General features: G+C 77.4%; 4 protein-coding genes. 3 read left to right on the top strand and 1 reads right to left on the bottom strand.

Going from position 1 to position 4235, the window contains the following annotated elements; genetic code table 11:
* Both ACFV4F_RS36340 and ACFV4F_RS36335 read left to right on the top strand, forming a co-directional pair.
* The coding region (locus tag ACFV4F_RS36340) for an SWIM zinc finger family protein (RefSeq protein WP_380509186.1) at window positions 1-937 on the top strand (937 nt) is incomplete at its 5' end.
* 9 nt (window positions 938-946) lie between these two features.
* Entirely contained in the window at window positions 947-2536 is a 1590-nt protein-coding gene (locus tag ACFV4F_RS36335; protein ID WP_380509183.1) for a DUF5691 domain-containing protein, read from the top strand.
* A 137-nt stretch (window positions 2537-2673) separates the two neighbouring features.
* Here ACFV4F_RS36335 and ACFV4F_RS36330 read toward each other — a convergent pair whose 3' ends face one another.
* Window positions 2674-3081, bottom strand: coding sequence for a cobalamin B12-binding domain-containing protein (locus tag ACFV4F_RS36330; RefSeq protein WP_153460947.1), 408 nt, complete (start codon window positions 3079-3081; stop codon window positions 2674-2676).
* Between the two features lie 318 nt (window positions 3082-3399).
* On the opposite strand from ACFV4F_RS36330, the gene ACFV4F_RS36325 reads away from it, so the two are divergent.
* A partial coding sequence (locus ACFV4F_RS36325; protein WP_380509180.1) for a M23 family metallopeptidase occupies window positions 3400-4235 on the top strand: 836 nt, incomplete at its 3' end.

Genomic DNA, 4235 nt, shown 5'->3' with positions numbered 1-4235 from the left:
CCGCCGGGCCGAGCGGCGCGGCGCCCGGGTCGCCGCCGGCGCGGCCGAGCTGCGGCTGCGGCTCGCCGACGGGATCCGGCACGGCCTGGCCGACCGGTCCGCCGCCGGTCCGTGGGAGGAGGTGGCGGCGCGAATGGTCGACGCCCAGGCGCCGGGCCTCGCCGCCCGGGTCCGCGAGCTGGACGGCCTCCCGCAGGAGCGGCTCCTGGAGGAGTACGCGATGCTCCACCTGCTCGCCACCGCCGCCACCCGGCTCGACGAGCTGCCCACCGGGCTGGCGGCGACGGTGCGGACGAGGGTCGGCTACACCACCGACGCCGCCGAACTGCTCGCCGGGCCCACGGTCCGGGACCGCTGGCTCGTCCTCGGCAGCCGGACCGCGCCCATGGGCGAGGGCGGGGACGACCGGCTCACCACCCGCCGGCTCTGGCTGCGCGGCGCCAAGACCGGCCGCCCGGCCCTGCTGCTCGCCTTCGGCCGCCCCGGCCAGGCCCCCGACCTCGCCCTGCCCACCGGCCACGCGCTGGAGGCCGAGCTCGCCTTCCACCCCGGCGCCCGTCCGCTGCGCGCCGCCCTCGGCACCCGGTACGGCGCCCCCGCGCCCGGCCCGGCCGCCCCGCCGGACGGCCTGTCCGTCGCCGAGGCGGTGGCCGGCTACGGCACCGCCGTCGCCGACGACCCGTGGCTGGACGCCTGGCCCACCGTCCTCACAAGCGTCGTCCCCGTCCTCACCCCGGACGGCTGGCGCCTGACGGACGGCCACCACACCGTCCCCGTCCGCCCCGCGGCCGTCCCGGAGGCCGCCCTGTGGCGCCTGGCCGCCGTGTCCACCGGCCGCCCGCTCACCGTCTTCGGCGAGTACGGCCACCAGGGCTTCGCCCCGGTCACCGCCTGGCCCGGCGACGACCACCGCCCCATAGGCCTGACCACCGTCTAGGAGCAGAACATGACGACCGCCCAGGACCCGTGGGAGACCCTCCACACCACCGCCCTCCTCGGCACCGACCGCCGCCGGCTCCCCGACACCGCCCTGCCCCTCGGCGGGTCCGTGGACCGGGACGACCCGGCCACCGCCCTGCTGGAGCTCGCCGCGCTCGCGACCGTCCGGCGCCGCGCGGGCGCCCTGCCCGCCCCGGCCGCGGAGCCGCCGGACCCGCCCGCCCCGCAGGACGGCCGCCCCGAGCTGCCCCCTGCGGCGGCCCGGCGGCTCGCCGTCCTGCTCGCCGGCCGCACCACCGGCGGCACCGGCACCCTCGCCAACCTCACCGAGCTGCTGCCGCAGTGGCTCGCCGCCGCCCGCGAGCGGGGCCTGCGCCCGCCGGCCGCCCTGGTGCCCGCCCTGCTCGACGCCTCCCGAGCCCGCAGCGAACTGCGCCAGGACGGCGTCGCCCTGGCCGGTCCCCTCGGCCGCTGGCTGGCCGTGCGGAACCCGGACTGGCGCTACGTCCTGCGCACCACGCCGCCCGGCGCGCCGCCGGAGCCCGCGGACGACCGCCTGTGGCACGAGGGCCTGTTCGCCGAGCGCGTCACCCACCTCACGCTGCTGCGCCGCCGCGATCCGGCGGCCGGCCTCGCCCTGCTGCGGAGCACGTGGCCGACCGAGCGCGCCGAGGACCGGCTGCTCTTCCTGGACGCCCTCCAGGACGGCCTCTCCCCCGAGGACGAGCCGTTCCTGGAGGCCGCCCTCGGCGACCGCAGCAAGAACGTCCGGGCGACGGCCGCCGAGCTGCTCTCCACCCTCCCCGGCTCCGCGCTCGCCCGGCGGATGGCCGTCCGCGCCACCGCCGCCGTCCGCCTCGCCGATCCGGGCACACACCTGCTGGTCACCCCGCCCGCCGAGTGCGACGCGGCCATGGAGCGCGACGGCATACCCCCCAAGTCACCGACCGGGCGCGGCGAACGGGCCTGGTGGTTCGGCGAGGTGGTCGCGGCGGCGCCGCTCGCCACCTGGCCCGAGACGACGGGCCTGACACCGGACCAGCTGCTCGCCCTGCGGGTCGGCGACAGCATCGACGAGACCAGCAGCAGCTGGGCCGACGACCTCCGCGAGGCCTGGGCCCGCGCCGCCGTCCGCCAGCACGACCCCGACTGGGCCCGCGCGCTGCTCGGCCCGGCGCCCGTCCCGCCCGTCCGCGGCGCGGGCCGGGCGCGGGCGCCGCGGGCCACCGGCGCGCCCGCCAAGCTGCTGTCCGTCCTGCCGCCCGCCGAACGGGCCGCCTGGACGGCCGCGTTCATCGAGGTGCACGGCCTGGGCGAGGCCTTCCAGCTGCTCGGCGCGTGCACCACGCCGTGGACGCCGCCGCTGTCCACCGCGGTCGTCACCGCACTGTCCCGCGCCGCCGCCTCCGGGGCGTACCCGTGGAGCCACAGCGGCGTGCTCGGGATGACGGAGCGCGCGCTGGCCCCGGAGACGGCCGGCGCCGTCGAGGAGCTGGCCGCCGGCACCACACCGGACTCGGCGTGGGCCGAGACCTTCGCCCGCCTCGCCGGGACGCTCCGCTTCCGGGAGGCGATGCTCGCCGAGCTCGGGGCGTGAGCCCGGCCCGGCGCGTGAGCCCGGGTCCGGGGCCTGAGCCGAGCCCGGCCCCCGGCCCGAGTCGAGCCCCGGGCACGAGAAAGCGGGCCGGCCCCCGCCCGGGGACCGGCCCGCTCACCCGACGATGAGGGCGGAGATCAGCCCGCCGCGCGGAGGTTGGCCTCGACCCAGGCGACGACGTCCCGGGTCGGGGTGCCCGGGGTGAAGATGTCCGCGACGCCCATCGCCTTCAGCTCGGCGATGTCCTCGTCCGGGATGATCCCGCCGCAGAACACCTTGATGTCGGCCGCGTCGCGCTCCTTCAGCAGTTCCAGCACCCGCGCGCACAGCGTCATGTGGGCGCCCGAGAGGATCGACAGGCCGATGCCGTCCGCGTCCTCCTGGATCGCGGTGTCCACGACCTGCTCGGGCGTCTGGTGCAGCCCGGTGTAGATGACCTCCATGCCGGCGTCGCGCAGGGCGCGCGCGATGACCTTGGCGCCGCGGTCGTGACCGTCCAGCCCCGGCTTGGCCACCACCACACGGATCGGCCCTGACACACCCATGACTGCCTCCTGGACCTCGTCGTCCACCAACCCACCCGGCCTCGTGGGCCGTGGGCGCGTTAACGGTCAATAACCAACCTGAGGGGAGGTTAGCGCCACCCGGGCCGGTTGGCCGTGCCACCCCTCAAGAGGAGGGCAAAATCACAGGCCCACCCCTTCCTACCAGTGGGTATACCCACCTCCGGGCAATCGCACGGACCCCCGCGCGACCTCTTGACAAGCGGAGGTTTTTCGGGGGCACGGAACGTACGGATACAGTCACGCCTGTTTTCCCTCGCCCGACGACGTGACCGAGGCCCACCGAGGAGGCAGCCCCCGATGGCTCCCGACGCAGCCGCCCGTCCGACCCGTGCGGAGCTGCGCGTGGCCGCCCGGGAGCAGTCCCGCGCGCAGCGGCGCGGCGCCGCCAAGGCGGCCACCCGGGCCGCGCTGTTCCGGGTCGCGGTGCCGTCGGTGGCCGCGCTCGGGGTCGCCGCGGCCGCGGCGATCACGGTGGTGCAGGACGAGGCCGGCCGGGTGCCCCCGCAGGCGACGGCGGCCGACGCCCCCGACAGCACCGCCGCCACGGCCACCAAGGTCACCGCCCAGCAGGCCGTCGCGGCCGGCGGCGACCACTCCCAGGCCTCGCGCGGCGACGCCCGCCAGCCGCTGACCGGCGCCCAGCCGACGGACGCCCCGACCGCCCAGCCGACGCCGCCGCCCGCCCCGCAGCCGAAGGTCGTCATGCCGGTCGCCCAGCACGGCCTCGGCGAACTGTTCGGCGCGGCCGGCACCCACTGGGCCAACCGCCACACCGGCATCGACTTCCCGGTGGACGGCGGCTCCGAGGTCTACGCCGTCGCCGACGGCACGATCCGCACGCAGTGGAACCCGTTCTACGGCTACATGTCGATACTGAAGATGAACGACGGCACCGAGGCCTGGTTCTGCCACCTGCGCGGCTACAAGGTCCGCAAGGGCCCGGTGAAGCAGGGCGACCTCATCGCCTTCGTCGGCAGCAGCGGCAACAGCACCGGCCCGCACCTGCACTTCGAGATCCGGCCGCCGGGGGGGGGGGCGGGGGGCCCCCCGCGGGGGGGGGGCGGGCCGGCGCCGGGGCCGTGGGGGTGTCACAAAAAAATCAGCCGCCCCCACAAACAGAGTTTTGATATGGG

It is taken from the genome of Kitasatospora sp. NPDC059722, assembly GCF_042733235.1.
Taxonomy (GTDB): Bacteria; Actinomycetota; Actinomycetes; order Streptomycetales; family Streptomycetaceae; genus Kitasatospora.
The sequence above is the reverse complement of the archived record's forward strand: the minus strand, read 5'-3'. Positions and strand labels throughout refer to the sequence as shown.